General features: G+C 64.7%; 27 protein-coding genes. 17 read left to right on the top strand and 10 right to left on the bottom strand.

Translation table 11 applies throughout. The features are described 5' to 3' along the window. Nucleotides 1-111: 111 nt before the first annotated feature. Nucleotides 112-564 (bottom strand): nucleoside deaminase, encoded by a 453-nt coding sequence (locus CHB73_RS06250; protein WP_089273192.1) that lies wholly within the window; start codon nucleotides 562-564, stop codon nucleotides 112-114. A 171-nt stretch (nucleotides 565-735) separates the two neighbouring features. On the opposite strand from CHB73_RS06250, the gene CHB73_RS06245 reads away from it, so the two are divergent. From CHB73_RS06245 to CHB73_RS06225, 5 genes are all read left to right on the top strand, one after another. Next, nucleotides 736-1908, top strand: a complete 1173-nt coding sequence (locus tag CHB73_RS06245) for an aminotransferase class I/II-fold pyridoxal phosphate-dependent enzyme (protein ID WP_089273190.1) — start codon at nucleotides 736-738, stop codon at nucleotides 1906-1908. Between the two features lie 9 nt (nucleotides 1909-1917). Further along, a complete protein-coding gene (locus tag CHB73_RS06240) occupies nucleotides 1918-3213 on the top strand; it encodes a homoserine dehydrogenase (RefSeq protein ID WP_089273188.1) in 1296 nt (431 codons plus the stop codon). Nucleotides 3214-3237: 24 nt separating this feature from the next. Then, on the top strand, nucleotides 3238-4437 hold the full coding sequence (locus CHB73_RS06235) for a cofactor-independent phosphoglycerate mutase (RefSeq protein ID WP_089273186.1): 1200 nt from the start codon (nucleotides 3238-3240) through the stop codon (nucleotides 4435-4437). Between the two features lie 8 nt (nucleotides 4438-4445). Further along, entirely contained in the window at nucleotides 4446-4895 is a 450-nt protein-coding gene (locus CHB73_RS06230) for an acyl-CoA thioesterase (RefSeq protein WP_089273184.1), read from the top strand. A gap of 81 nt (nucleotides 4896-4976) precedes the next feature. Further along, complete coding sequence (locus CHB73_RS06225) at nucleotides 4977-5774, top strand: amidohydrolase family protein (RefSeq protein ID WP_089273182.1); 798 nt, start codon at nucleotides 4977-4979, stop codon at nucleotides 5772-5774. Between the two features lie 81 nt (nucleotides 5775-5855). Here CHB73_RS06225 and CHB73_RS06220 read toward each other — a convergent pair whose 3' ends face one another. From CHB73_RS06220 to surE, 6 genes are all read right to left on the bottom strand, one after another. Then, on the bottom strand, nucleotides 5856-7055 hold the full coding sequence (locus CHB73_RS06220; protein ID WP_089273180.1) for a phosphoglycerate kinase: 1200 nt from the start codon (nucleotides 7053-7055) through the stop codon (nucleotides 5856-5858). 10 nt (nucleotides 7056-7065) lie between these two features. After that, the gene (gene gap, locus CHB73_RS06215; protein WP_089273177.1) at nucleotides 7066-8079 is read right to left on the bottom strand and encodes a type I glyceraldehyde-3-phosphate dehydrogenase; all 1014 of its coding nucleotides are present in this window, start codon (nucleotides 8077-8079) and stop codon (nucleotides 7066-7068) included. A 12-nt stretch (nucleotides 8080-8091) separates the two neighbouring features. Continuing rightward, the gene (locus CHB73_RS06210; RefSeq protein ID WP_089273175.1) at nucleotides 8092-8664 is read right to left on the bottom strand and encodes a GAF domain-containing protein; all 573 of its coding nucleotides are present in this window, start codon (nucleotides 8662-8664) and stop codon (nucleotides 8092-8094) included. 162 nt (nucleotides 8665-8826) lie between these two features. Then, complete coding sequence (gene gap, locus CHB73_RS06205) at nucleotides 8827-9810, bottom strand: type I glyceraldehyde-3-phosphate dehydrogenase (protein WP_089273173.1); 984 nt, start codon at nucleotides 9808-9810, stop codon at nucleotides 8827-8829. Between the two features lie 32 nt (nucleotides 9811-9842). Next, nucleotides 9843-10766, bottom strand: coding sequence for a class II fructose-1,6-bisphosphate aldolase (fba, locus tag CHB73_RS06200; RefSeq protein ID WP_089273422.1), 924 nt, complete (start codon nucleotides 10764-10766; stop codon nucleotides 9843-9845). 84 nt (nucleotides 10767-10850) lie between these two features. Further along, the gene (gene surE, locus CHB73_RS06195; protein ID WP_089273171.1) at nucleotides 10851-11615 is read right to left on the bottom strand and encodes a 5'/3'-nucleotidase SurE; all 765 of its coding nucleotides are present in this window, start codon (nucleotides 11613-11615) and stop codon (nucleotides 10851-10853) included. A 171-nt stretch (nucleotides 11616-11786) separates the two neighbouring features. Between surE and CHB73_RS06190 the strand changes: the two genes are divergently transcribed. The 7 genes from CHB73_RS06190 to CHB73_RS06160 all read left to right on the top strand — a co-directional run bounded on the left by CHB73_RS06190 (nucleotide 11787) and on the right by CHB73_RS06160 (nucleotide 16771). Further along, nucleotides 11787-12860, top strand: coding sequence for a 3'-5' exoribonuclease YhaM family protein (locus CHB73_RS06190; protein ID WP_235641527.1), 1074 nt, complete (start codon nucleotides 11787-11789; stop codon nucleotides 12858-12860). A 3-nt stretch (nucleotides 12861-12863) separates the two neighbouring features. Beyond that, nucleotides 12864-13499, top strand: coding sequence for a dTMP kinase (gene tmk, locus CHB73_RS06185; RefSeq protein ID WP_089273167.1), 636 nt, complete (start codon nucleotides 12864-12866; stop codon nucleotides 13497-13499). Next, the gene (locus CHB73_RS06180; RefSeq protein WP_089273165.1) at nucleotides 13492-14286 is read left to right on the top strand and encodes an amino acid ABC transporter permease; all 795 of its coding nucleotides are present in this window, start codon (nucleotides 13492-13494) and stop codon (nucleotides 14284-14286) included. The genes tmk and CHB73_RS06180 overlap by 8 nt, the downstream gene beginning before the upstream one ends. Before the next feature lie 19 nt (nucleotides 14287-14305). Continuing rightward, complete coding sequence (locus CHB73_RS06175) at nucleotides 14306-15136, top strand: transporter substrate-binding domain-containing protein (protein WP_089273163.1); 831 nt, start codon at nucleotides 14306-14308, stop codon at nucleotides 15134-15136. 6 nt (nucleotides 15137-15142) lie between these two features. After that, nucleotides 15143-16105 (top strand): amino acid ABC transporter permease, encoded by a 963-nt coding sequence (locus CHB73_RS06170; protein WP_089273161.1) that lies wholly within the window; start codon nucleotides 15143-15145, stop codon nucleotides 16103-16105. Between the two features lie 85 nt (nucleotides 16106-16190). Continuing rightward, nucleotides 16191-16442, top strand: coding sequence for a glutaredoxin family protein (locus CHB73_RS06165; RefSeq protein ID WP_089273159.1), 252 nt, complete (start codon nucleotides 16191-16193; stop codon nucleotides 16440-16442). Further along, nucleotides 16439-16771, top strand: a complete 333-nt coding sequence (locus CHB73_RS06160) for a ferredoxin-thioredoxin reductase catalytic domain-containing protein (protein ID WP_089273157.1) — start codon at nucleotides 16439-16441, stop codon at nucleotides 16769-16771. Before CHB73_RS06165 ends, CHB73_RS06160 begins: the two co-directional genes overlap by 4 nt. 141 nt (nucleotides 16772-16912) lie before the next feature. On the opposite strand, the gene CHB73_RS06155 is transcribed toward CHB73_RS06160, so the two are convergent. From CHB73_RS06155 to trmFO, 3 genes are all read right to left on the bottom strand, one after another. After that, on the bottom strand, nucleotides 16913-17176 hold the full coding sequence (locus tag CHB73_RS06155; protein WP_089273155.1) for an RNA recognition motif domain-containing protein: 264 nt from the start codon (nucleotides 17174-17176) through the stop codon (nucleotides 16913-16915). 427 nt (nucleotides 17177-17603) lie between these two features. Beyond that, nucleotides 17604-17873, bottom strand: coding sequence for an RNA recognition motif domain-containing protein (locus CHB73_RS06150; protein ID WP_089273153.1), 270 nt, complete (start codon nucleotides 17871-17873; stop codon nucleotides 17604-17606). 221 nt (nucleotides 17874-18094) lie between these two features. Continuing rightward, nucleotides 18095-19462: a methylenetetrahydrofolate--tRNA-(uracil(54)-C(5))-methyltransferase (FADH(2)-oxidizing) TrmFO gene (gene trmFO / locus CHB73_RS06145; protein ID WP_089273151.1), complete on the bottom strand. Its 1368-nt coding sequence runs from the start codon at nucleotides 19460-19462 to the stop codon at nucleotides 18095-18097. 56 nt (nucleotides 19463-19518) lie between these two features. Here trmFO and CHB73_RS06140 point away from each other — a divergent pair, with 56 nt between their 5' ends. The 5 genes from CHB73_RS06140 to CHB73_RS06120 all read left to right on the top strand — a co-directional run bounded on the left by CHB73_RS06140 (nucleotide 19519) and on the right by CHB73_RS06120 (nucleotide 23348). Next, nucleotides 19519-20559, top strand: coding sequence for an ABC transporter ATP-binding protein (locus tag CHB73_RS06140; RefSeq protein WP_089273149.1), 1041 nt, complete (start codon nucleotides 19519-19521; stop codon nucleotides 20557-20559). Beyond that, nucleotides 20556-21542 (top strand): ABC transporter ATP-binding protein, encoded by a 987-nt coding sequence (locus tag CHB73_RS06135; protein WP_089273147.1) that lies wholly within the window; start codon nucleotides 20556-20558, stop codon nucleotides 21540-21542. The genes CHB73_RS06140 and CHB73_RS06135 overlap by 4 nt, the downstream gene beginning before the upstream one ends. Before the next feature lie 9 nt (nucleotides 21543-21551). Continuing rightward, on the top strand, nucleotides 21552-22157 hold the full coding sequence (locus CHB73_RS06130; RefSeq protein ID WP_089273145.1) for an NAD(P)H-dependent oxidoreductase: 606 nt from the start codon (nucleotides 21552-21554) through the stop codon (nucleotides 22155-22157). A 28-nt stretch (nucleotides 22158-22185) separates the two neighbouring features. After that, nucleotides 22186-22740, top strand: coding sequence for an HD domain-containing protein (locus CHB73_RS06125; RefSeq protein WP_089273143.1), 555 nt, complete (start codon nucleotides 22186-22188; stop codon nucleotides 22738-22740). 89 nt (nucleotides 22741-22829) lie between these two features. Further along, on the top strand, nucleotides 22830-23348 hold the full coding sequence (locus CHB73_RS06120) for an SH3 domain-containing protein (protein WP_089273141.1): 519 nt from the start codon (nucleotides 22830-22832) through the stop codon (nucleotides 23346-23348). The last annotated feature ends 7 nt before the right edge of the window (nucleotides 23349-23355 follow it).

The raw sequence follows: 23355 nt of genomic DNA, 5'->3' as shown, positions 1-23355 counted from the left end.
CCAGCTTTCCTCAACGGAGCCTCCAAAACGTTCGCGCGGGGGAGAGGAACATACGTATACTGCCCAAGGTCATGACGCCGGACAAGGGAAAAGACGGGAAGCGCGCCCCTTCTATTCCACGCCGATGTCCTCGTTCCAAACCTCCGGCCTGGCCTTGATGAACGATTCAAGCAGCTCACGGCACTCGGCGCTCTTCATGTCCACTACCTTGATTCCGTTGCGCCTGAGCCAGGCGATGCCCCCCTGGAACGTGGCGCTTTCGCCCACCACCACCGTCCCGATGCCGAACTGCCGGATGAGTCCGGAGCAATACCAGCAAGGAGCCAACGTGGTGACCATGACCGTGTCGCGATAGCTTCTCCTCCTGCCCGCGGCGCGAAAGGCCGCGGTTTCCGCGTGCAGGGACGGATCGCCGTCCTGCACCCGACGGTTGTGCCCGCGTCCCCACAGCTCGCCACCAGGGCCGAACAGCGCCGCTCCGATGGGCACGCCCCCTTCGGCTCGCCCCGCGCGCGCCTCTTCCAAAGCCACGGAGAGCATCCGTTCGCATTCGCGTCCGTCCATCGCAATCCTCCGACAGGTTCTGCTCCAGCTATAGCATCAGGTCCCAAAACAGGCAACATCATGGCCGAATTCCAGCATCATTGCTTTTGACAGACATGGCCTGTGGCATATATGCTTCTGGACTACAGAATAAAATCCTCCGGCAACTCATGGGGGAGCAAGGAGCGCATCATGGAGCAGTTTCCCAGAGTCCACAGACTACCGCCGTATGTGTTCGCCCAGGTCAACGAACTCAAAATGAAAATGCGCCACCAGGGCGCGGACATCGTCGATCTTGGCATGGGCAACCCCGACCTGCCCACCCCCCAGCACATCGTGGAGAAGCTGCTTGAGGCGGCGCAAAAGCCCGCCAACCACCGCTACAGCGCGTCCAAAGGCATCAAGGGCCTCAGGCTCGCCATCGCCAACTGGTATCTGCGCCGTTTCGGCGTGGAGCTTGACCACGACCAGGAAGTGGTGGTCACCATGGGCGCCAAGGAAGGCTTGGCCCATTTGGCGCTGGTCATGCTTTCCCCCGGCGACGTGGTGTTTGCTCCGGACCCCTCCTACCCCATCCACCCCTATGCGGCCATCATCGCAGGCGCCGACGTGCGCCGCATCCCCATGGGTAAGGGCCGTGATTTTCTTGAGGATCTCCAAATCGCCGTAAAGCAGACCTGGCCCAAGCCCAAGCTCCTTGTGGTCAACTATCCGCACAACCCCACCACAATTTGCGCGGATGTGCCCTATTTCCAGAAGATCGTGGACTTCGCCAAGGAAAACGGCATGTACGTCATAAACGACCTGGCGTACGCAGACTTCACCTTCGACGGCTACGTGGCTCCCAGCTTCATGCAGGCCAAAGGCGCCAAGGACGTTGCCGTCGAGTTCTTCTCGCTCACCAAAAGCTATTCCATGGCAGGCTGGCGCGTGGGCTTCTGCGTGGGCAACCGCGACATGGTCCAGGCCCTTACCCGCATCAAGAGTTACCTGGACTACGGCATCTTCCAGCCCATCCAAATCGCCGCGTGCACCGCGCTGAACGGCCCGCAGGAATGCGTGCGCGAGATCATGGACGTGCACCAGGACCGCCGCGACGCCCTCATCGAGGGATTGCACCGCGCCGGCTGGGAGGTGGAACCGCCCAAGGCCACCATGTTCGTATGGGCGGAAATTCCAGATGAATTCAAGCATCTCGGCAGTGTGGAATTCTCCAAGCTGCTCCTGCGCGAGGCGGAGGTGGCCGTGAGCCCAGGCCTTGGCTTCGGCAACTACGGCGACGACCATGTGCGCTTCGCCCTGGTGGAAAACCGCCACCGCATCAACCAGGCCACGAGAAACCTCAAGAAATTCTTCGGGAAATAGGACGACAGCATGGAAACACTGCGCCTCGGTCTCGCCGGGTTCGGCACGGTCGGCTCAGGGCTTGCCCAGATTCTGCACGAGAACCGCGAGATCATTCTCGCCCGCACGGGGCGCGACATCGCCATCACCACCGTGCTCGTGCGCGATCTGTCCAAGAAGCGCGCCGTTCAGACCGGCCCCGAGACGCGGTTCACCGCCAACGCCGACGATCTGCTCGGTCCTGATGTCGATGTCGTGGTCGAACTCATGGGCGGGGTGGACGCGGCCAGAAGCCTCATCACGCGCGCGCTGGACGCAGGCAAACACGTGGTGACGGCGAACAAGCACCTGCTGGCCCTGCACGGACCGGAGCTTTCGGCCCTGGCCGCGCGCAAAGGCCTCGGCCTCTTTTATGAGGCCAGCGTGGCCGGGGGCATCCCCATCGTGCAGACCCTGCGCGAGGGCCTGGGCGCCAACCGCATCGAGCGGCTCACAGGCATCCTGAACGGCACGGCCAACTACATCCTCTCCGAGATGACCACCAGCCACCTGGACTTCGCCACGGCCCTCAAGCAGGCGCAAGACCTGGGCTACGCGGAGGCAGATCCCACGCTGGACATCGAGGGCTTCGACACCGCGCACAAACTTGTCGTGCTCATCCGCCTGGCCTACGGGAGGGACTTTCCGCTCGCCAAGCTGCCCGTGCGCGGCATCACTCAGGTCACCGGTCAGGACATCGAGTTCGCCCGCGAGTTCGGCTACCGCATCAAGCTGCTGGCGCAAGCCCGTGAAGTGGACGGCCGCATCGAGGCCAAGGTGGAGCCCACGCTGGTCAAGCACACCTTCCTGCTGGCGCGCGTGGGCGGCAACTACAACGCCGTGCGCGTGGAGGGCAACGCCGTGGGCCCCATCATGCTCCACGGCCAGGGTGCGGGGTCGCTGCCCACGGGAAGCGCCGTCATGGCCGACATCATGGCCCTGTGCCGGGGCCTTGCCGCCCCCTGCGCCAGCTTCGACAACACCGGCTTTGGCAACAGGCCCCTCCCAGAGGCGGACATCCTGCCCGCAAGCGAAGGCGTGGCCATGCACTACTTCCGCTTCACCGTCTCCGACCGCCCCGGCGTGCTCGCCGCCATCGCCAAGACCATGGCCGAGCACGAGATATCCATCGCCCAGGCCGTGCAGAAGGGCGACCAGCAAGCCGCCGACGTGCCCATCGTGTTCCTTACGCACTGCGCGCGCGCCAGCGCCGTGGCCAAGACCATCCGCGCCATCGACGCCATGCCCTTCGCCCTCAGGCCCACGGTGCATTTCCCCATCCTGTAGCCACGCACAAGGCGGACACGACGCATGAAGCTTCTCTTCCTCATCGCCGACGGCATGGGCGGCTGGGCCGACGAACACCCCGGCGGCAAAACCTGCCTTGAGGCCGCGCACACGCCAGTCATGGACGAAATGGCCAGCACCGGCGTGGTGGGCGTCTGCCGCACTGTCCCCGAAGGAATGCCCCCCGGCTCCGACGTGGCCAACATGTCGCTTTTGGGCTTCGACCCGGCCAGACACCACACCGGACGCGGCCCCATTGAGGCCGCAGCACAGGGTATCGCCCTTGACCCTGATGATCTGGTGTGGCGCATGAACCTGGTGAACCTGACCGAGCTTTCGCCCTCCGGCACCATGCTCGACTACTCCTCCGGACACATCGCCACCGAGGTCTCCGCCCCGCTTGTGGAAGATCTTCAGGCCCATCTGGGCGACGAGACCTTCCGCTTCATCCCCGGCGTACAGTATCGGCACCTGCTGGTGCACAAGGGCGGCGCGAGCGAACCCGAGGCGTCCCTGCACATCAACCCGCCCCACGACATCACGGACAAGCCCATCCGCGCCGACATGCGCGAGTTTTCCCGCTGCCCGCGCATGTGGGATCTGCTTTTCTTGGCCGAGGAGCGCCTGCGGGAGACCGCCGGTCACACCAAAGCGCGCTCCATATGGCCCTGGGGCCAGGGACGGCCGCTTCTCCTGCCGGGATTCGCCCAAAGCTACGCCCTCAAGGGCGCGGTGATCTCCGCCGTGGACCTGGTGCGTGGCCTTGGCCGCGCGGCGGGCATGGAGGTCGTCCAGGTTCCTGGCGCCACCGGCCTCATCGACACCAACTACGAGGGCAAGGTGGAGGCGGCGCTTGCATTCCTGGAGCATGGCGACTTCGCCTTCGTGCATCTGGAAGGCCCGGATGAATGCGGCCACGCGGGCGACGCCGCCCAGAAGGCCGAGGCCATCTCTCGCTTTGACGCGCGGGTGGTGGCTCCCTTAAGACGGGCGCTGGCCGACCAGGACGTGGCTTTCCTCGTCACCTGCGACCACTTCACGCCCATCGTCGAAAAAACCCACACCCCGGACCCGGTCCCTTTCCTGCTGTGGCGCAAGAACGGCGAGCCCAACGGGCTGTCCGCCTTTTCCGAGGTTCAGGCGCGCGGGACCGGACTCGTCATCGAAAGCGGGCACGAACTGCTACCCTGGATCCTGCGCCAGTTGCGCGCGGAGAAAGCCTAGGAGCCGCCATGGATTTTCCCAAGGTCTTCCCTGCCTTCGACTGTTGGTACGGGCACCGCGTGTCCTACGGCGAGACCGACGCCATGGGCGTGCTGTACTATGGGGAATACCTGCACATTTTCGAACGTGCCCGCGGCCAGTTCCTGCGCGAACGCGGCATGAGCTACAACGTGGTGGAGGAGCGCGGCATCATCCTGCCCGTGCGCGAGGCCTGGTGCAGGTACCGCGTCCCCGCCCGCTACGACGACCTCTTGTGGGTGCATAGCGGCGTGGCGCAATGGGGCCGCGCCAGCATCACCATCGTCTACGAGTGCCGCACCGAAGACAAGTCCACCCTCACGGCCCAGGGCTACACCGTGCACCCCACCGTGAACCGGGAAGGCAAGCCCGTACCCGTGCCCGACTGGTTCAAGGAACTGTGCGAGAGCAGGCCCACCCCCTCCTCCCTGCAAGCGTAAGCACTCGCACGCCTTGTTTTTCTTGCCCCCCCTTGGTGCCGGGCGTATGTGAACACCGCCACCCAAGCAGGAGTTCTTGCCGTGTTCACAGACGCCCATACCCACGTTTTCCATCCTAAAATCGCTGAAAAGGCCATCAACCAGCTGCACAGCCATTACGGCATCCACCCACAGGGCACAGGCGTGCTTGACGACCTGCTTGCCCGCGCCGACCGCGCTGGCATCGACCATGTTGTGGTGCACACCGCCGCCACCGACCCCGCGCAGGTGATCCCGGCCAACAACTGGGCCATGGACATGGAGCGCCAGTCGGAGCGCGTCACGGCCTTCGGCACCCTGCACCCCGATTACGCCGAACCGGAAAAGGAGCTCGCGCGGCTGCGCGCGGCGGGCATTACCGGCCTCAAGTTCCACCCGGACTTTCAGGGATTTTTCCTTAATGACCCCAAGTTCTATGCGCTCATGGAAATGATCGGCAGCGAATGGACCCTCATGGTCCACGTGGGCGACACCCTGCCACCGGACAAGAACCCTTCCTGTCCGCGCAAAATGGCCGCCCTGCGTCGCGCCTTTCCTGGCCCGCGCCTCATCGCCGCCCACCTTGGCGGATTCAGCCACTGGAAATACAGCGTGGAGCACTTGGCCGGGATGGATGTCTTTTTCGACACGTCGAGTTCGCTGTCCTTCATCGACGACGACACCTTGCGTGAACTCATCGCCAGGCATCCGGCCGACCACCTGCTCTTCGGCAGCGACTATCCCCTTTTCGACCCGGCCGACGAGATCGCCCTGGTGGAGCGCCGCATCGCGCCGCTGGGCGTCAAGGCCCGGACCATCCTGGAGGCCGGGACAGCCCTGTTCCCAGCGCGCAAACCCTGACCGCCCCGCATCGTCCCATGCAAAAGCCCCTGCCAGGCAATCCCGGCAGGGGCTTTTGTTCTGCGATTCGCGTTCGATGCGTCAGCGCGCGGCCGCGTCTTCCAGGGCCTTGAAGCCGGGAAGCTGCTTGCCCTCCAGGAATTCCAGGAAGGAACCGCCACCGGTGGAGATGAAGCTGAACTTCTCGCCCAGGTGCGCGGCGTGGACCACGGCGTCGGTGTCGCCGCCGCCCACGATGGACAGCGCGCCCGAGTCGACTATGGCCTTGGCCACGCCAATGGACCCGCCCGCAAAGGCCGGATTCTCGAAGGCGCCCATGGGGCCGTTCCACACGATGGTGCCCGCCCCCTTCATGATGTCGGCGAACGCGAGCACGCTCTTGGGGCCGATATCCAGGGCCATGAGCCCGGCGGGCACGGGGCCGGTATGCGAGCCCACCTCGGCTGCGCCGTCCTTGAAGCTTTTGGCCAGCACGAAATCCACGGGCAGATGGATGTGGGTGCGCATGTCCGCAGCGGTGTTGAGGATGGTCTTGGCCTCTTCGACGAGATCGCGCTCCACCAACGAGTCGCCCATGTCGATGCCCTGGGCGAGCCGGAAGGTGTTGGCCATGGCTCCGCCGATGATCAGGTGGTCCACCTTGCCCAGCAGATTCTTCAAGATGCCGAGCTTGCTGGAGACCTTGCTGCCTCCGGACACGGCGATGAACGGCCGCCTGGGGCTGGAGAGCGCACCGTTCAGGTATTGCCACTCCTTTTCCATAAGGAAGCCCGCACAAGCCTTGGGAGCGGCAAGCGGGGCCTCGGTCACCGAGGCGTTGGGCCGATGCGACACGCCAAAGGCGTCGCTCACGTAGAGGTCGAGCCCGGCCACCAGCTCCCTGGCGAAGGCCATGCGCTCGGCGGCGTCCTTGCTGGTTTCGGCCTTGTGGAAGCGCAGGTTCTCCAGCATCAGCACCTCGCCGGGCCGCAACGCCTCCACCTTGGCGCGCACCTCCGCACCGATGCAATCTCCAGCCAGCGGCACGCTGACCCCCAGGAGCCCGGCAAGATGCGCGGCCACGGGCGCCAGGCCGAACTCCGGCTTCACCTCGCCCTTGGGCTGGCCCAGGTGGCAGCAGATGACCGCCGCCCCGCCCTTTTCCAAAATGTGCCGCAGGGTGGGCAGGCTTTCGCGGATGCGCGTGTCGTCGGTGACGCGCGTGCCATCCAGCGGCACGTTGTAGTCCACGCGGATGAGCGCCTTTTTTCCTGTAACGTCGATGTCCTTGAGGTACAACATGATCGTAATCCTAGAGGCCCTTGTCGGCCATGAGCTTGATGAGGTCCGCCACGCGGCAGGAGTAGCCCCATTCGTTGTCGTACCAGGTGACGATCTTTGCCAGCCCGGAGCCGGAAACAACGGTGTACTCGGCGTCGACAATGCTTGAGCGGGAATCGCCGCGGAAGTCCGTGGAGACCAGCGGCCGTTCGGAGAAGCCGAGAATGCCTTTGAGCGGGCCTTCGCTGGCCGCCTTGATGGTGGCGCGCAAGGTCGCGGTATCCGTGGGCTTGGCCAGGGTGCACGCAAAATCCACAATGGATACAGTGGGCGTGGGAACACGAAGGCTGTAGCCGTCCACCTTGCCCTTGAGCTCCGGAATGACCAGGGCCACGGCCTTGGCCGCGCCGGTGGACGTAGGAACGATGTTCAGCGCGGCCGCGCGGGCGCGCCTAAGGTCGCGGTGGGGCAGGTCCAGGATGCGCTGGTCGTTGGTGTAGCTGTGAATGGTGCACATGAGGCCGTTGACCACGCCGAAGGCCTCGTGCACGACCTTGACCGCCGGAGCCAGGCAGTTGGTGGTGCAACTGGCGTTGGAAACGATATGGTGCTTTTCGGGGTCGTACAGGTGCTCATTGACGCCAAGGACCACGGTGATGTCCTCTTCCTTGGCCGGGGCGCTGATGATGACCTTTTTGGCCCCGGCGTCGCGGTGCGCCTGGGCCTTGGGCCCAGTGGTGAAGAGGCCTGTGGACTCGATGACCACGTCCACGCCCAGCTCGCCCCAGGGCAGGTTTCGGGGATCACGCTCCGCGTGGCAGGCGATTTCCCAGTCCCCGTATTTGATGTTTCCGCCCTCGGTGACGGCCACAGCGTGGGGCGAGCGGCCATAGGTGGAGTCGAACTCCAACAGGTGGGCGCTGGTGCCCACATCGTAGAGGTCGTTCAGGGCCACCACGGTGGCCACGTCCTTGTGGTTGTCATACAGGGCCTTCAGAACCTGCCTGCCGATGCGGCCAAAGCCGTTGATCCCGACGCGCAACATGGTGTCGACCTCCTAGTCTTCAAAGATGCGGTGCTCGTAGGAGGCCAGCATCTCGTAGTCGGTTTTGAGGGCCTGGTGCAGGCGGGCGTTTTCAATGGCCATGGCGGAGAGGTCGGCAACGGCTTGCAAAAACTCCATGGAGGCCTCGTCGAAGCTGCGCTCGGTGGTCGTGTAGATGCGCATGACGCCGATGGCCTTGCCGTCAACCATCAGCGGCGCCACCAGAACGGTGACGATGCCTTCCTTCTTGGCGGCCTCGCCGTACTGGAAGCGAGGGTCGCTCTGCGCGTTGGGAATAAGGATGGTCTTGCCGGAAATGACCTCGCGGTCCACCTCGCTGTGCGCCAGCTCCACGGAGCCCTTGCGGAAGTAGTCCTTGGACAGGCCGAAGGCGGCGCTGGGCAGCAGCCGCGTACGAGAGCGGTCCAACAGGCGCAGGGTGCAGCCCTTGGCGCGCACGGCCTTGGTGGTCTGCTCGGTGACGGCGGCCAGCACGTTGGCGCTCTCAAGGCTGGAGTTCACCACGCGGGCAACATCGGCCAGGGTGCGGAAATATCTTTCAAAACGATCAGGAGTTTTCGTCATGACAACCTCCTAGGTTATCGGGATGCTTACCTTCAGGCGTTCTGAAAGTCATCAAAAATATGCACCAGCACATGAAATACGCTCTTCCCGTGACACTGTCGGCAACTCTGGCAAAAAAAGAGGGGGCCAAAGCCCCCCCTGGTGATCGAAGTCGCCGTACATCTAGCCCAGCTGGGCCACCTTGCGGATGAGGCGCACCAACTGGTTGGTGAAGCCGGCCTCGTTGTCGTACCACACGATGAGCTTCACCTGGGTGCCGTCCATGACGGTGGTGAGGCCGGCGTCGAGCACGCCGCCGAACGTGCTGCCCACGAAATCAGAGCTCACGAGCGGCTCCTCGCAGTAGCCGAAGCTTTCATTGGCCGCGGCCTTCATCACGGCGTTGACCTCTTCCTTGCTGGTGGCGCGGTCAAGCTCGCAGGTCAGGTCCACTATGGACACGTCCGGAGTGGGCACGCGGATGGCGAAGCCGTCGAGCCTGCCCTTGAGGGCGGGGATGACCAGCGACAGGGCGCGGGCCGCGCCCGTGGTGGTGGGCACCATGTTCAGGGCTGCGGCGCGGGCGCGGCGAATGTCCTTGTGGGAGCCGTCGTGCAGGCGCTGGTCCATGGTATAGGAATGTATGGTGGTCATGAGCCCGTGCTTGATGCCAAAAGCATCGTTCAGCGCCTTAGCGGCCGGGGCCAGACAATTGGTGGTGCAGGAGGCGCTGGAAATGATCTTGTGCTCAGGCTTCAGGTCGGCATCGTTCACGCCCACCACGATGGAACAGTCCATCTCCTTGCCGGGAGCGGAAAGCACCACCCGCTTGGCCCCGCAGGACAAATGCGTGGTACACCCGGCCCGGTCATTGAGCTTGCCGGTGGACTCCACAACGATGTCGCAGCCCATGTCCTTCCAGCTCCACTCGCCGGTGGCGAAGCGGGTCACAAGCACTTGCCTGCCGTCAAGGAGGAAGCCTTGCTCGTTGCCCTCGACACGGGGGAAGACCCCATGCACCGAGTCGTATTTCAGCAAATGCGCCAGGTCCCTGTTCGTGGCCCGTGCGTTGATGGCCGCAAGCTCAAGGTCAGGCTGGTCGGCCAGAAGCCTGGTCAGGTAGCGGCCAATGCGCCCAAACCCGTTGATGCCGATTCTCGTCGCCATGTTCTCCAACTCCTTCGCGGGGATTCTTGCACCTAGGCCTTGCCGGAGCAGCCCAGGACGTTCTTGATCTTGCGCTGAACCATTTCCTTGACCGCCGTACGGGCCGGGGTAAGGTACTGGCGGGGGTCAAAATCCGCAGGATTCTCGGCCATGTGCTTGCGGATGGTGGCGGTCATGGCCAGGCGGATGTCGGTGTCGATGTTGATCTTGCACACGGCCTTGCTGGCGGCACGGCGCAGCAGATCTTCGGGCACGCCGCGCGCGCCGGGCACATGCCCGCCGTATGTGTTGCACATCTCCACGAATTCCTGCGGCACGCTGGAGGCCCCGTGCAGCACGATGGGCACTCCGGGCAGAAGCTGGGCGACCTTGTCCAGACGGTCGAAATCGAGTTTGGGCTCGCCCTTGAACTTGTAGGCCCCGTGGCTGGTGCCGATGGCGATGGCCAGCGAATCGCAACCGGTGCGGGTCACGAAGTCCTTGGCCTGGTCCGGGTCGGTGTAGATGTGCTCGTCGCTCTTGACATCCTCCTCCACGCCGGCCAGGCGGCCAAGCTCGGCCTCGACCCACACGCCGCGCGCGTGGGCGTACTCCACCACGCGCTTGGTCTGCTCGATGTTCTCCTCATAGGGCAAGTGCGAACCATCGTACATGACGGAAGTAAAGCCGCCGTCAATGACGTCCTTGCAGAGCTCGAAATTCGGGCCATGGTCCAGGTGCAGCACCACGGGGAGGTCCGTGTCCTGGAGGGCGGCCTCCATGAGCTTGATGATGTAGTTCTGTCCGGCGTACTTGCGCGCCCCGGCGGACACCTGCAGGATGAGCGGCGCGTTCTCCGCCTTGCCCGCCTCCATGATGCCCTGGACGATCTCCATGTTGTTGACGTTGAACGCGCCGATGGCATAGCCCCCGGCGTAGGCTTTAGCGAACATGTCCTTGGGTGATACGAGGGGCATGGAATCCTCCTTGGCGGTCATGAAATGGGGCCCTGCGGCTCCTGACTCAAACCGAATATGTCATGTCACGCAACAGGGGGCCTGTCAACACGGTGTGCCGGAAAGCATGGGTTCCAGCACTCCAAGCATCTCGTGGTCGGTGAAGTCGAACTTGAGTGGGGTGAGGGTGGCCCACCCCTCTGTGAGCAGCCTGCGGTCGCGCCCCTGGCTGATGCGGTCGGCCTTGAGCTCCCCGCACATCCAGTAGTAGGGCCGCCCGCGCGGATCAAGCCGCTCCTCGAACCAGTCCTCGTAAGCCACGCGGGTATGCGGGCACAGCCTGAGGCCCAGCATCTCCTCCACCGGACGGACGGGAAAGTTCAAATTCAGCACGCACTTTTCCGGCAGGCGGTCCAGGGGCAGGCGCGGCAGCAGCGCAACGGCGTAGGCTGCCTGGCTTGAAAGATCGCGGGGGTTGAAGTCATCCATGGACACGGCCATGGCCGCGCAGCCCATGAGCGCACCCTCCGTTGCGGCGGAAACCGTGCCGGAATACAGGATGTCCACGCCCACGTTGGCCCCGGCGTTGATGCCGGAGATGACCATGTCCGGCTTTTCCTTCACCAACGTGGAAAGGGCCAGTTTCACGCAGTCGGCCGGGGTGCCGGTGACGCCCAGGCCGAAAAAGCCCTCGTCGCGGAACTCTTTCACCCGCAGAGGAGCGGCCAGAGTGATGGCGTGTCCCACTGCGGACTGTTCCGTCACCGGGGCCACCACGTGAACCTCGTGCCCGGCGGCAACCAAGGCCGCGTGCATGGCGCGCAGGCCCACGGCCTGGATGCCGTCGTCGTTGGTAAGCAGGATGCGCATGGCACACTCCAGCCCGAACGCGCGCCTTATGGCGGCCCTAGGCTTGCTTCTGGAACGGTTTGACAAGGCGCGTCGCTTGAGGGCAAATACTGGGTCACAAGGGACGCCCTGCCCGCCGCACGGCGCGGTACAGGCGCAGTACCCCAACATGAGGGAGTTGGCAAGGCCGTGATGACGAAAGCCGTGTACATACGGGATATTAGCCCAGGGCAAACCATACAGGATTCCTTTCTTTTGGCCGAGGCCCGCACGGGCCAGTCGCGCAATGGGCCGTACTGGAGCCTTGTGCTGCAGGACTTGAGCGGACAGATGGAGGCCAAGGTCTGGAGTCCGCTCTCCCAGGCGCACCCGGATCTGGCCGCCGGACAAATCGTTCTGGTGCGCGCCCAGGCCGCCACCTATCGCGACAAGTGCCAGCTCACCATCGACCAGATCGAGCTAGTCGACGCTTCGCAGGTCCAGCTTTCAGACTATCTTCCGCCAAGCCCGGTGGACCCCGCGGCCTTGCTGGCGGAAATTGAGGAGCTGTGCCGCCGTGAACTTCCCCACAAGCCGTGGCGCGCGCTCATGAAGAAGATCTTCACCGATCCCGAAGTGCGGGATCGGCTCCTGCCCGCCACAGGAGCCAAGGCCGTGCACCACGCCTACGCCGGGGGGCTGCTCGAACACACCCTGGCCGTGGCCCGCACCTGCATGGCGCTCAGCGACCTCTACCCCGCCCTGGACCGTCAAATCCTGCTGGTGGCGGCCCTGCTGCACGACCTGGGCAAAGCCTGGGAGCTCACCAGCGGGCTGGCCTGCGAATACACCGACGAAGGCCGCCTGCTGGGGCACATCCAGCTCGGACTCTCCAAGCTGGAGCCCTTTCTGGCCAAGGCCAAGGACCTGGACCAGGGGCTCATCCTGCACCTGAAACACCTCATCATCAGCCACCACGGCGAATACGAGTTCGGCGCTCCCAAGCGTCCCAAGACGCCGGAGGCCTTCATCCTGCACTTCGCCGACAACATCGACGCCAAGATGAACACCATGGCCGGGGCCTACGCCGAGCTTGAGGGCGCCAACCAGTCCTGGACGCCGTTCCAACGCTATCTGGACCGCTATTTGTACCGCGCTCCGCACACCCCGGAACCGGAGCCCTTCGGCCGACTAGAGGGCCGTAAGGACAACCGGCCGGAGGCACGGAAATCCGACACGGAAAAGGTCGACGACCGCTTCCTGCTGCTGCCCCTGGGGTCGGACTAGCCCATGTTCATCACCTTCGAAGGCATCGAGGGCACGGGCAAGTCCACGCAGATCACCTTGCTCAAGGCGCATTTGGAAACGCTGGGCCGAAGCGTTCTTGTCACCTGCGAACCTGGCGGCAGCCGCATCGGGCGGGAGCTCCGGCGCGTGCTGCTCTCCCTGGAGAACAGCGACCTCTGCGCCAGGGCTGAGCTCTTTCTGTATCTGGCCGACCGCGCCCAGCATGTGGCGCAGGTGGTGCGCCCGGCCTTGCAAGCGGGCCAGGTGGTGCTCTGCGACCGTTTCGCCGATTCCACAGTGGCCTACCAGGCCTTTGGCCGCGGACTGGACGCCGATCTGCTGCACTCGCTCAATGAGTTGGCCGTGGCCGGAACCTGGCCGGATCTCACCATCCTGCTGGACATTGACCCGCGCACGGGTTTGGAGCGCGCCATGGCCCGCAACGCAGCCGAAGGCAAAACCGTGGCCGAAGGACGTTTCGAGGCCGAGAGCCTGGCCTTCCACCAGCGCGTACGTGAAGGCTACGCAGCCTGGGCCGCGCGCTTCCCGCAGCGCATACGGCTTGTGGAGGCCAAAGGAACCCCGGAAGACATCGCCCTGCACATTCGGGAACTGGTGGAGGCGCGTCTGAATGTCTGACCCCGCCCCCGCAGCAGGACCGCCCTGGGCAGCCGTCAAGGACTGGCTCGGCTTCCTGCTTGCGGCGGCGGCGGCGCTGTGGCTTCTCGCACGCGGCGCGGAAAGCCTCGGCTACAACTGGCAATGGTATCGCGTCCCACCCTTTCTCATCACTCCGGCGGGCTCGCCCGGGCCTCTGCTCCAGGGGCTCGCCGTCACCGTCACACTGGCAGTGTTCTCAGCCCTGGGCGCCCTGGGCCTGGGCGCACTCGCCGCCACGCTGGCGCTGTCCGGATCCCTGGCCGGACGCTGGCTCTCCAGGGCCTACGTGGAGGCCATCCGCAACACGCCGCTCATCATCCAGCTGATTTTCCTCTACTTCGTCATCGGCCCGGTGCTGGGCCTTGACGCCCTGGCCTGCGCGGTGTTGGGCCTCGCGCTTTTTGAGGGGGCCTATGTGGCGGAAATCCTCCGCGCGGGCGTCCAAGCCATCGAGCATGGCCAGTGGGATGCCGCCCGCAGCCTGGGCATGACGTGCGCACAAGCCTACCGCCTCGTCATTCTGCCCCAGGCCGTGCGCCGCGTGCTGCCCCCGCTGGCCAGCCAAGGCGTTTCCCTCGTCAAGGACAGCTCCCTGGCCAGCGTCATCGCCATAGCGGAGCTCACCCTGCGTGGCGGGGAAATTGTGGCCGAGACCTTCCTCAGTTTCGAAATTTGGTTTACGGTTGCGGCGCTGTACTGGATCGTCACCACCGGCTTCTCCGCCCTGGCCTCCGGGCTGGAGCGCAGGCTGGCGCATCCCACCTGATCGCCCAAGGAGGTTGCACATGCTCGCCAACCGGCTGAACGCACTGCTTCTGGTCCTGCTGCTCATGACCGCCCCCGGCTGCTCCAAGACGGAACAAACCGCCGACGCCATCCCCGCCAAAGACGGAACGGTGGAGCAGATCCTCAAGCGCGGAGTGCTGCGCGTGGGCTTCTCCACCTTCGTGCCATGGGCCATGCAGGACAAGCAGGGCGAATTCATCGGCTTCGAGATAGACGTTGCGCGCCGCCTGGCCAAGGACATGGGCGTCCAGGTCCAGTTCGAGCCCACCCAATGGTCGGGCATCATTCCGGCGCTCTTGTCCAGCAAGTTCGACATCATCATCGGGGGCATGGGCATACAGCCCCAGCGAGGCCTCAAGGTGAACTTCACCATTCCCTACGAGTATTCCGGCATGTCCCTTGTTGCGGACAAGGCCAAGGCTGGCGGTCACAAGACCCTGGCCGACTTCGACCGGCCCGACGTGGTTCTCGCCATCCGGCAGGGCACCACGGCCGTGGATGCCGCGAAGAAGCACATGCCCAAGGCCCAGGTGCGGCTCTTCGAGCAGGAGGCGCAAACCATTCAGGAAGTGCTGAGCGGCCGCGCGCACGCCGTGGTGGCCTCGGACCCCTTCCCGGCTTTCCAGGCTCTCAAGTACCCGGACAAACTCGTTTTACCTCTCGCCGAGCCCTTTACAAAAGAACCCATCGCCTTTGCCGTGCGCAAGGGCGACCCGGACTTCGTGAACTTCCTGGACGGCTGGATTCGCATGGTCAACGACGAGGGCTGGCTGGCGGAGCGGCATCGCTACTGGTTCCGCACAGACCAATGGAAGTCACGGGTGGAGTAGCGGCCCGTGGCCGGCCCACGCACCAGTCCGCCCAGGAGCGGCAGGCGAACGGCCAGCGCCTGGCTGCTTGATCTGGCCGTGCTGGCTTGCGTGGGGGGCGCAATCTACTGGCTGGCCCAGGGCGCGGCGGACCGCCTGCACTATCGCTGGAACTGGGCGGCCTTGCCGCAGTTCCTCGTCTACGCCGACACGGCCACGGGCGAGTTGCGCGCCGGGCGGCTCCTTTCCGGCCTTCTGGCCACCATCCGCTTAAGCGTGCTCTCCGGCGGGCTGGCCCTTGTCCTCGGCACCCTGGCCGGGCTCATGCGGGTAAGCCCCCGGCTGTTCTGGCGGCTGTGCGGCGGGGCCTACGTGCTGTCCATCCGCAACACGCCACCGCTGGTGCTCATCTTCCTGTTCACCTACTTCCTGTCCGGGCAGCTCATCGCCGCCACCGGGCTGGACAGCGCCATTGCATCGCTGCCGCCCGCCCTGCTTCCCGTGGCGGAATTCCTCTGCGGCCCGGCCAGACAGATCCCAAGCTTTCTCACAGCGGTAATCACCCTGGGCGTCATCGAGGGGGCCTATGTGGCGGAAATCGTGCGCGCCGGGGTGCAAAGCGTGGAAAGCGGGCAATGGGACGCAGCAAAGGCCCTGGGCTTCCCGCGCTGGCGCACGCTGGCGCATGTCATCCTGCCCCAGGCTTTTCGCCGCATGGTGCCGCCGCTCACCGGGCAGTTCGTGTCCACGGTCAAGGACTCCGCCATCGTGTCCGTCATCTCCATACCAGAGCTCACCTTTCAGGCCCAGGAGCTGGTGAACGCCACCTCCCTCGCCTTTGAGGTCTGGACGCTGGTGTTTCTGCTGTATCTGGCGCTCGGGCTGCCCTGCTCCCTTGTGGCGCGGCGGCTGGAGGCGCGGCTCGCGCGCTCGGACCGCGGCGGCGGACAGCGCCAGGGCGCGGCATCGGCCTGTACTGCCGGGCTTTGACAGGCTGGCGCATTTTGCGCATAGTACAGGCACCATTCAATGGCCCCGCGCGCGTGCATACGGGCCGCAACCACAAGGAGCGCCCATGGCCCCGCAAGTGAAAGTCTACGCGCTGTCCACCTGCATCCATTGCAAAAAGGCCAAAGAATACCTGGACCAGTGCGGCGTGAAATATGACTGCGTGCATGTGGACCTGCTCACCGGACAGGAGCGCAAGGACATGGTGGAAGAGGTCAAGAAGGTCAATCCTTCCGTCTCGTTCCCCACCATCATCATCAACGGACAGACCATCGTGGGCTTCAGCCAGGACAAGATCGACGAGGCGCTCAAGGGATGAACGCGGAGCAACTCTACGCGCAGTTGAAGAAGTTGCAGGAGCCCAAAGGCTATTTCTTCAACCCGGACATGAGCATGACCATGCCGCTTATGGAAAGCCTGCTGGTGAACAAGGACCGGCTGGGCTACATGGCTTGCCCCTGCCGTTTGGCAAACGGCACCCTCGAGGCCGACCGGGATATCGTATGCCCCTGCGAGTACCGCGAGGCGGACGTGGCTGAATTCGGCGCGTGCTTCTGCGGGCTGTATGTCAGCAAAGGCTGGATCGAGGGGACGATTGAAAAGGTCGTGGTGCCTGAGAGAAGGCCGGTGGAGAAGATAGTGTGGTAGCAACCACAATCGGGGCAACCACAGCTTGCTGAATGGAAACGCTCACACTCACTTCTCGCCACAACAAAATCACTCTCCAACGAAAAAAAGGCCCCGGCCTGCTTGCGCAGACCGGGGCTAATCATATCGTCGAAATCGGGCCTAGTAGCGGGGGCGCTGCTCGCGCTCCTGGGCCTCGTTCACCTTCAGCGAACGGCCGCCCACTTCCCGACCGTTCAGAGACTGCACAGCCTCACGAGCGGCCATGTCGTCCATCTCCACGAAGCCGAAGCCGCGGAAGCGGCCGGTCTCGCGGTCCATGATGAACTTCACGGAATTGACTTCGCCAAACTGGGCGAACAGGTTGCGGATCTCGTCCTCGGAGGTGCTGAAGGAAATGTTACCGACGTAGATGGACTTGGACATGCGATGAAACTCCTGAATAAACTGCTAGACATTGTCACCCAGTACGCTTGAGCAAAAAGCTTCCGCACACGGCGGCGGATGCAAAAACCCTAGGCTCCGGCATCAGGCATGTAAAGCAAAATTATCCAGAATACCCAATATACTTTTGCTTCAAGTCGTCCATCCACACCTCTGGCCACTCCATCGCCCTGACATTATGGCGCAATATGGTCTATGCATGGCGCGGCTGTTTCTTCCAGGACGAGATTATTTTTCACTACCCCCCCACCCCGATCATATTCAAGGACGCCTCCACCCCACTGACAGCGCCAGTTCGACACCGCAGCCCATATTGCTGCCGTCCGTACAGACACGGCGAGACATGAAAAAGATCAGCCCCGCCCTGCTGATGCGGGACGGGGCTGACCGAAAGGTGCTTGGGTATGGTCTAGTAGCGACGGGGAGGACGGGTCTCGCGGGCCTGAGCCTCGTTGACCTTCAGGGCACGGCCGCCAACGTCCTTGCCATTCAGGGCCTGGATGGCCTCCAAGGCATCGGCGTCGTTCATCTCCACGAAGCCGAAGCCACGGAAGCGGCCGGTCTCGCGGTCATTGATGAACTTCACGGACAGGACTTCGCCGTACTGACCAAACACATTGCGCAGCTCGTCTTCGGAGGTGCTGAAGGCGATGTTGCCGACATAGATAGACTTGGACATAAACGTAAGCTCCTGAAATTCTGTAAAAATTGTCGCCCATCACGCTTGAGCAAATAGCCTCCGGCCCATGTCCAGATAGGTCTGCCTACATGCACCCAGGCAAAATGTAAAGCAATTCCACTGAAAAACCACAAAGAAACGCAAATTTTCTCACTGCGCAGTTCAAACGTCGTTTTCCCCCTGCGAAGCGTCACACCACCACGCCAGCCGGGGGAACGGCATCACGCCCGGCCGTGCTCCGCCAGCCAGGCGGCGAAGCTTTCCCGCGCGCGCTGGCCATAGAGTTCCTTGCGGATCTTCTTTCCTGCGCGGCGACCCAGTTCCGGCATGAGGCCGAAGTGCGCGTTGGAAGGCTGAAAACGTTTGGGCGGCGTTGCGCGCAGGTGGTTCAAAAGCGCGCCAAGGGCGCTGGTGACCGGCGGCGACGCAGGCCAAGCCCCGCGCTTCAGTTTTTCACCCAGGGCGATGCCTACCCATAGCCCGCAGGCGGCGGACTCCAGGTATCCCTCCACCCCGGTGATCTGCCCGGCCAAGTGCACGCCCGGCCGCGACTTGAGGGCGAGTTCGGCATCGAGCACGGCGGGCGCATCGACGTAGGTGTTGCGGTGGATGCTGCCCAAGCGCAAAAACTCGGCATTCTCCAGGCCGGGGATCAGGCGGAACACGCGGCTCTGCTCCGGATACTTGAGCTTTGTCTGAAAACCCACGAGGTTGAAAGCGGTCTTGTCCGCGTTCTCCGCGCGCAACTGAACCACGGCGAAGGCTTCCTCACCGGTGCGCGGGTTGGGCAGGCCAACGGGCTTGAGCGGCCCGAAGCAGAGGGTGAGGCGTCCTCGCTCGGCCATTTCTTCAACGGGCAAGCAGCCCTCGAAGTGGATATGCTCCTCGAAGCCGTGGGGCGCGACCTTTTCCGCCGCGAGCAGGGCGGCAAGGAAGGCGTCGTACTGCTCCTCGGTCATGGGGCAGTTGAGGTAGTCGTCCTCCTCTGGCCGATAGCGGCTGCCCCAGAAGGCGATGTCCAGATTGACACTCTCGCGGCTCACGATGGGTGCTATGGCATCGTAGAAATACAGGCGCTGCCCGCCTTCGGCATCGGTTTCGCGGGCCAGGCTCCGGGCCAAGGCATCGCTGGTCAGCGGCCCGGCCGCCAGCACAACGGCGTCGAATCCGACAAGTTCCGGGGCGTCCAGGCTTTGCACCTCGGCGCGCACAAGCTCGATGCCGGGTTCGGCCTCGATGGCGCTGGTGACGAAGCGGGCAAAGGCGTCCCGGTCCACGGCCAGCGCCTTGCCCGCCGGAATGCGCGTGGCGTCCGCGGCCCGCATGACCAGGCTGTCCAGCTCGCGCATCTCAAGTTTCAGACAGCCGATGGCCGTGGTGAGTTCGTCGGAGCGCAAGGAATTGGAGCACACCAGCTCGGCCAGATCGCCGCCGGTATGAGCCGGAGTGTTCTTGTCCGGCCGCATCTCGAACAGGCGCACAAAAACGCCTGCCCGGGCCAGAGCCAGCGCGCACTCGCACCCGGCCAATCCGCCGCCAATGACGGCGACCCTCTTTTCCCCAGTCCGCGAATCGTTGTTATCCGGCATGATTTCCGCTATCCTCGCAAAAGTTTGTCCAGGCACCCCAACCCACGGCGCGGCGCATGAACCAGCAGTCCGGCGACACATCCTCCGTCCCCCTCCTCGATATCCGGGGGCTGACCACGGCCTTCGCCCGCCAGTCGGGCGGCAGTGGGGCCGCAGCCGTCGCCAGGGCGGTTGATACCGTGAGCCTGACCGTTCGGCAAGGCGAAACCCTGGCCGTGGTGGGCGAGAGCGGCTGCGGCAAGACCGTGCTGGCCCTCTCGGTGCTGGGGCTCATCCCCGATCCGCCGGGCCGCGTCATCGGAGGCGAGGCGCTCTTTCACGGCCAAGACCTGCTGGCCATGGACGAGGCCCAGTTGCAAGGCGTGCGCGGCGAGCACATGGCCATGATCTTTCAGGAGCCCATGACCTCGCTCAATCCGGTGTTCCGCGTGGGCGAGCAGGTGGCCGAGGGCTACCGTCTGCACAAACGCGCCACCCGCGCCGAGGCCCACGAACGCGCCGTGGAGATGCTCGGCCTGGTGGGCATTCCCAATCCGCGAGAGCGCGCAAACAGCTATCCACACGAGCTTTCCGGCGGAATGCGCCAGCGGGTGATGATCGCCATGGCCCTCGTCAACGACCCGGAACTGCTTTTCGCCGACGAACCCACAACGGCGCTTGATGTCACCATCCAGGCGCAGATCCTCGACCTCATGCGCCGCCTGCAGGCCGAGAAAGGCTCCGGCGTCATGCTCATCACCCACGATCTGGGCGTGGTTGCGGAAACAGCGCACCGCGTGGCCGTGATGTACGCCGGACAGGTGGTGGAGGAAGCCCCGGCGGCCGACCTCTTCGCACATCCGGCGCACCCGTATACCCAGGGGCTCATGGCCTCCGTGCCGCGCCTTGGCGTACGGCGCACGCTGGCCCCCATTCCCGGCATGGTGCCAGGCATCTTCGACCTGCCCGCAGGCTGCCGCTTTCGCCCGCGCTGCGCCCACGCCCATGCGCGCTGCCAGGAAATCCCGCCGCTCTTCCCCACCGGGACGGGAAGCGCCGCCCGTTGCTGGCTCTGCGAGTCCTCCGGCGCAGCAGCCGGTGCCCGAGGCCCGGCATGAGCGCCCTGCTGGAGCTTTTCGAGGTCTCGCGGACCTATGTCGCCAGCCGGGGCCTGCTTGGCCTGCATCACGGCCAGGTGCGCGCAGTGGACGGAGTGAGCCTGGCCGTGCGCCAAGGAGAAAGCCTGGGCTTGGTGGGCGAAAGCGGGTGCGGCAAGTCCACCCTGGCCCGCTGCGCCATGGGTCTGGAGCCGCTTTCAGGCGGCCGCGTCGCATTCCAGGACCGCGACATCCGCGCCTGGCCGGAAAAGGATCTGCGCAGACAAATGCAAATGATCTTCCAGGATCCGTATTCGTCCCTGAATCCGCGTATGCGCATCGGCGCCATTGTGGCCGAACCGCTGGACATCCACAACATCGGGAACAAAGCGGAGCGGAAGTCACGGGTGCTGGAACTGCTGCGCCTCGTGGGCCTGCCGGATTCCATGGCCGGGCGCTACCCGCATCAGCTCTCCGGCGGACAGCGGCAACGCGTGGCCGTGGCGCGCGCACTGGCGCTGAACCCGGCCCTGGTGGTCTGCGACGAACCCGTGAGCGCCCTGGACGTGTCCATCCAGGCCCAGGTGCTGCTCCTGCTCCAGGACCTGCGCGAAAAGTTGGGCCTCACTTACCTGTTCATCTCCCACGATCTGGCCGTGGTGGGCCAGGTGTGCGACCGCATCGCCGTCATGTACCTGGGCCGCGTGGTGGAGGCCGCCCCGGCCCTGGCCCTGATCAATGGGCCCAGGCACCCGTACACGGCCGCCCTGCTCTCCGCCGTGCCCGTGCCCGACCCCGGCCGCAGGCCCGAACGGCAGCATCTCGCGGGCGAACCGCCCAGTCCGCTCGACCCGCCGACAGGCTGCCCGTTCCACCCTCGCTGTCCCAAGGCCATGAAACGCTGCGCCAAAGAATTCCCCCCGGCCTTCGACACCGCAGACCCCGCACAGCCCGGCGACGGCCCGCGTTTCGCCCACTGCTGGCTGCACGCGCCACAAACCTGAAGGAAGCCTATGATCGTCTCCATCATCCTCGGCCACCCTGACCCGCAAAGCTTCAACCACGCCATCGCCGCCATCGCCCAGCGGACGCTGCTCGATATGGGCTGCGAGGCGCGGCTGCACGACCTCTGCGCCGAAGGCTTCGACCCCGTGCTGCCTGCGACGGAGACAGCCCGCGACGCCGTTCTTTCCCCGCTGGTGGAGCAGCATTGTCGCGAGATCCGCGAGGCGGACGGGCTCATCATCGTGCATCCCAATTGGTGGGGTATGCCCCCGGCCGTCATGAAGGGCTGGATAGACCGGGTGCTGCGGCCGGGAGTGGCCTACGCCTTCCTTCCAGGCGATGGAGGCGAGGGCGTGCCCGTGGGCCTGCTCAAGCCCATGCGCGCCATGGTGTTCAACACCTCCAACACGCCCACCCAGCGCGAGCAGGATGTGTTCGGCGACCCGCTGGAACGCCTCTGGCGCGACTGCGTGCTCTGCTTTTGCGGTGTGCGGGCGGTTACGCGACGCATGTTCAGCGTCATCTGCACCAGCACCCCGGAACAGCGCGCCGCTTGGCTTTCCGAAGTATCAGAAAACGTGCGCCGGGAGTTTTCTCCCACGGCCGCAGCCTGACACACAGCCACACAAGGAGGCTTTCCCCATGCTTTCCCGCGACGATGCGTTCACCCTGCTTGCCACGCATGTGCCGGACCCGGCCCTGCGCGCCCACTGCCTGGAATCCGAGGCCGTACTGCGCGCCCTGGCTATGCGTCTGGGCCAGGATGCCGAGCTTTGGGGCATCACCGGCCTGCTGCACGACCTGGACTACGCCACCACCAAGGACGCCCCGGCGCGTCATGGGCTCGATTCCGCCGAACTGCTGGCCGGACTGCTGTCCGAGGACGCCCTTGCGGCAATCCGCGCCCACAACGCCGAGCACACGGGCTTCGCGCCCGCCACGCCCCTGGACTTCGCCCTGCGCTGCGGCGAGACCGTCACCGGACTCATCCACACCAACGCCCTTGTGCGCCCCGCGCGCATGGAGGGCATGGACGCCAAAAGCCTCAAGAAAAAGATGAAGGACAAGGCCTTCGCAGCCAGCGTCAACCGCGAGACCATTGGCGAGTGCCAGAAGCTGGGTCTGGAGCAGGCGGAGTTCTTCACCCTGGCCATCGCGGCCGTGGCAGGGGTGGCCAAGGACGTGGGACTGGCCTGACCGGCCCGACGCAGACGGCCTTGCCTTCGCCCGGCGGATGTCGCACTATGCGCAGCATGGCATGAACCCGAAACACTGGGGGGCACAGCATGAACAAAGGAACACCTCTGCTGGCGGCATTGGGCGGAGCGCTGCTCCTGGCGGCGCCCGCGCTGGCCCAGGACAGGCTCTTCGTGGCCTCCGAAGGGGCCAAGCTCAAGGCGGACAAAAGCGCCTCCTCGGATACCGTGGCCGAACTACCCGTGGGCACGCCCCTCACGGTCCAAGGCCAGGAGGACAGCTGGTACAAGGTCTCCACCGGCGGCCACAGCGGCTGGATCTACCGTGGCAAGGTTGCTGCCAGCCCACCGGAAGCATCCAAGCAGGGCGGCGACAACCTTTTCGGCTCCGCCGGAGCCAGCACCATCATGGTCAGCGAGGCCGACAGCGCGCGCAGTATGCGCGGGCTGAACGCCAGCGAACAGCAGGCCGCCAAGGAGGCCGGACGCGCGCCCAGGCCCTTGTCCGACTACCAGCACGCTCTGGATGCCGTGCTGGCCCAGAAGGTGGACAAGAAGGAGTTGGAAAGCTTTCTCAAGGCCGGGCGCATCGGCGAATACGCCAAGTAGGGAGGGG

The organism is Humidesulfovibrio mexicanus (genome assembly GCF_900188225.1).
GTDB lineage: Bacteria > Desulfobacterota > Desulfovibrionia > Desulfovibrionales > Desulfovibrionaceae > Humidesulfovibrio > Humidesulfovibrio mexicanus.
The sequence above is the reverse complement of the archived record's forward strand: the minus strand, read 5'-3'. Positions and strand labels throughout refer to the sequence as shown.

What these genes read in the sequence shown, in the direction of transcription:
- CHB73_RS06190 (WP_235641527.1), top strand. Translation starts at nt 11,787, where the DNA reads ATGACGAAAGCCGTGTACATACGGGATATTAGCCCAGGGCAAACCATA.
- CHB73_RS06210 (WP_089273175.1), bottom strand. Translation starts at nt 8,664, where the DNA reads ATGACGAAAACTCCTGATCGTTTTGAAAGATATTTCCGCACCCTGGCC.
- CHB73_RS06150 (WP_089273153.1), bottom strand. Translation starts at nt 17,873, where the DNA reads ATGTCCAAGTCTATCTATGTCGGCAACATCGCCTTCAGCACCTCCGAA.
- gap (WP_089273177.1), bottom strand. Translation starts at nt 8,079, where the DNA reads ATGTTGCGCGTCGGGATCAACGGCTTTGGCCGCATCGGCAGGCAGGTT.
- CHB73_RS06140 (WP_089273149.1), top strand. Translation starts at nt 19,519, where the DNA reads ATGAACCAGCAGTCCGGCGACACATCCTCCGTCCCCCTCCTCGATATC.
- gap (WP_089273173.1), bottom strand. Translation starts at nt 9,810, where the DNA reads ATGGCGACGAGAATCGGCATCAACGGGTTTGGGCGCATTGGCCGCTAC.
- CHB73_RS06180 (WP_089273165.1), top strand. Translation starts at nt 13,492, where the DNA reads ATGTCTGACCCCGCCCCCGCAGCAGGACCGCCCTGGGCAGCCGTCAAG.
- CHB73_RS06235 (WP_089273186.1), top strand. Translation starts at nt 3,238, where the DNA reads ATGAAGCTTCTCTTCCTCATCGCCGACGGCATGGGCGGCTGGGCCGAC.
- CHB73_RS06245 (WP_089273190.1), top strand. Translation starts at nt 736, where the DNA reads ATGGAGCAGTTTCCCAGAGTCCACAGACTACCGCCGTATGTGTTCGCC.
- CHB73_RS06230 (WP_089273184.1), top strand. Translation starts at nt 4,446, where the DNA reads ATGGATTTTCCCAAGGTCTTCCCTGCCTTCGACTGTTGGTACGGGCAC.
- CHB73_RS06135 (WP_089273147.1), top strand. Translation starts at nt 20,556, where the DNA reads ATGAGCGCCCTGCTGGAGCTTTTCGAGGTCTCGCGGACCTATGTCGCC.
- trmFO (WP_089273151.1), bottom strand. Translation starts at nt 19,462, where the DNA reads ATGCCGGATAACAACGATTCGCGGACTGGGGAAAAGAGGGTCGCCGTC.
- CHB73_RS06130 (WP_089273145.1), top strand. Translation starts at nt 21,552, where the DNA reads ATGATCGTCTCCATCATCCTCGGCCACCCTGACCCGCAAAGCTTCAAC.
- tmk (WP_089273167.1), top strand. Translation starts at nt 12,864, where the DNA reads ATGTTCATCACCTTCGAAGGCATCGAGGGCACGGGCAAGTCCACGCAG.
- surE (WP_089273171.1), bottom strand. Translation starts at nt 11,615, where the DNA reads ATGCGCATCCTGCTTACCAACGACGACGGCATCCAGGCCGTGGGCCTG.
- CHB73_RS06240 (WP_089273188.1), top strand. Translation starts at nt 1,918, where the DNA reads ATGGAAACACTGCGCCTCGGTCTCGCCGGGTTCGGCACGGTCGGCTCA.
- fba (WP_089273422.1), bottom strand. Translation starts at nt 10,766, where the DNA reads ATGCCCCTCGTATCACCCAAGGACATGTTCGCTAAAGCCTACGCCGGG.
- CHB73_RS06165 (WP_089273159.1), top strand. Translation starts at nt 16,191, where the DNA reads ATGGCCCCGCAAGTGAAAGTCTACGCGCTGTCCACCTGCATCCATTGC.
- CHB73_RS06220 (WP_089273180.1), bottom strand. Translation starts at nt 7,055, where the DNA reads ATGTTGTACCTCAAGGACATCGACGTTACAGGAAAAAAGGCGCTCATC.
- CHB73_RS06155 (WP_089273155.1), bottom strand. Translation starts at nt 17,176, where the DNA reads ATGTCCAAGTCCATCTACGTCGGTAACATTTCCTTCAGCACCTCCGAG.
- CHB73_RS06120 (WP_089273141.1), top strand. Translation starts at nt 22,830, where the DNA reads ATGAACAAAGGAACACCTCTGCTGGCGGCATTGGGCGGAGCGCTGCTC.
- CHB73_RS06250 (WP_089273192.1), bottom strand. Translation starts at nt 564, where the DNA reads ATGGACGGACGCGAATGCGAACGGATGCTCTCCGTGGCTTTGGAAGAG.
- CHB73_RS06160 (WP_089273157.1), top strand. Translation starts at nt 16,439, where the DNA reads ATGAACGCGGAGCAACTCTACGCGCAGTTGAAGAAGTTGCAGGAGCCC.
- CHB73_RS06175 (WP_089273163.1), top strand. Translation starts at nt 14,306, where the DNA reads ATGCTCGCCAACCGGCTGAACGCACTGCTTCTGGTCCTGCTGCTCATG.
- CHB73_RS06125 (WP_089273143.1), top strand. Translation starts at nt 22,186, where the DNA reads ATGCTTTCCCGCGACGATGCGTTCACCCTGCTTGCCACGCATGTGCCG.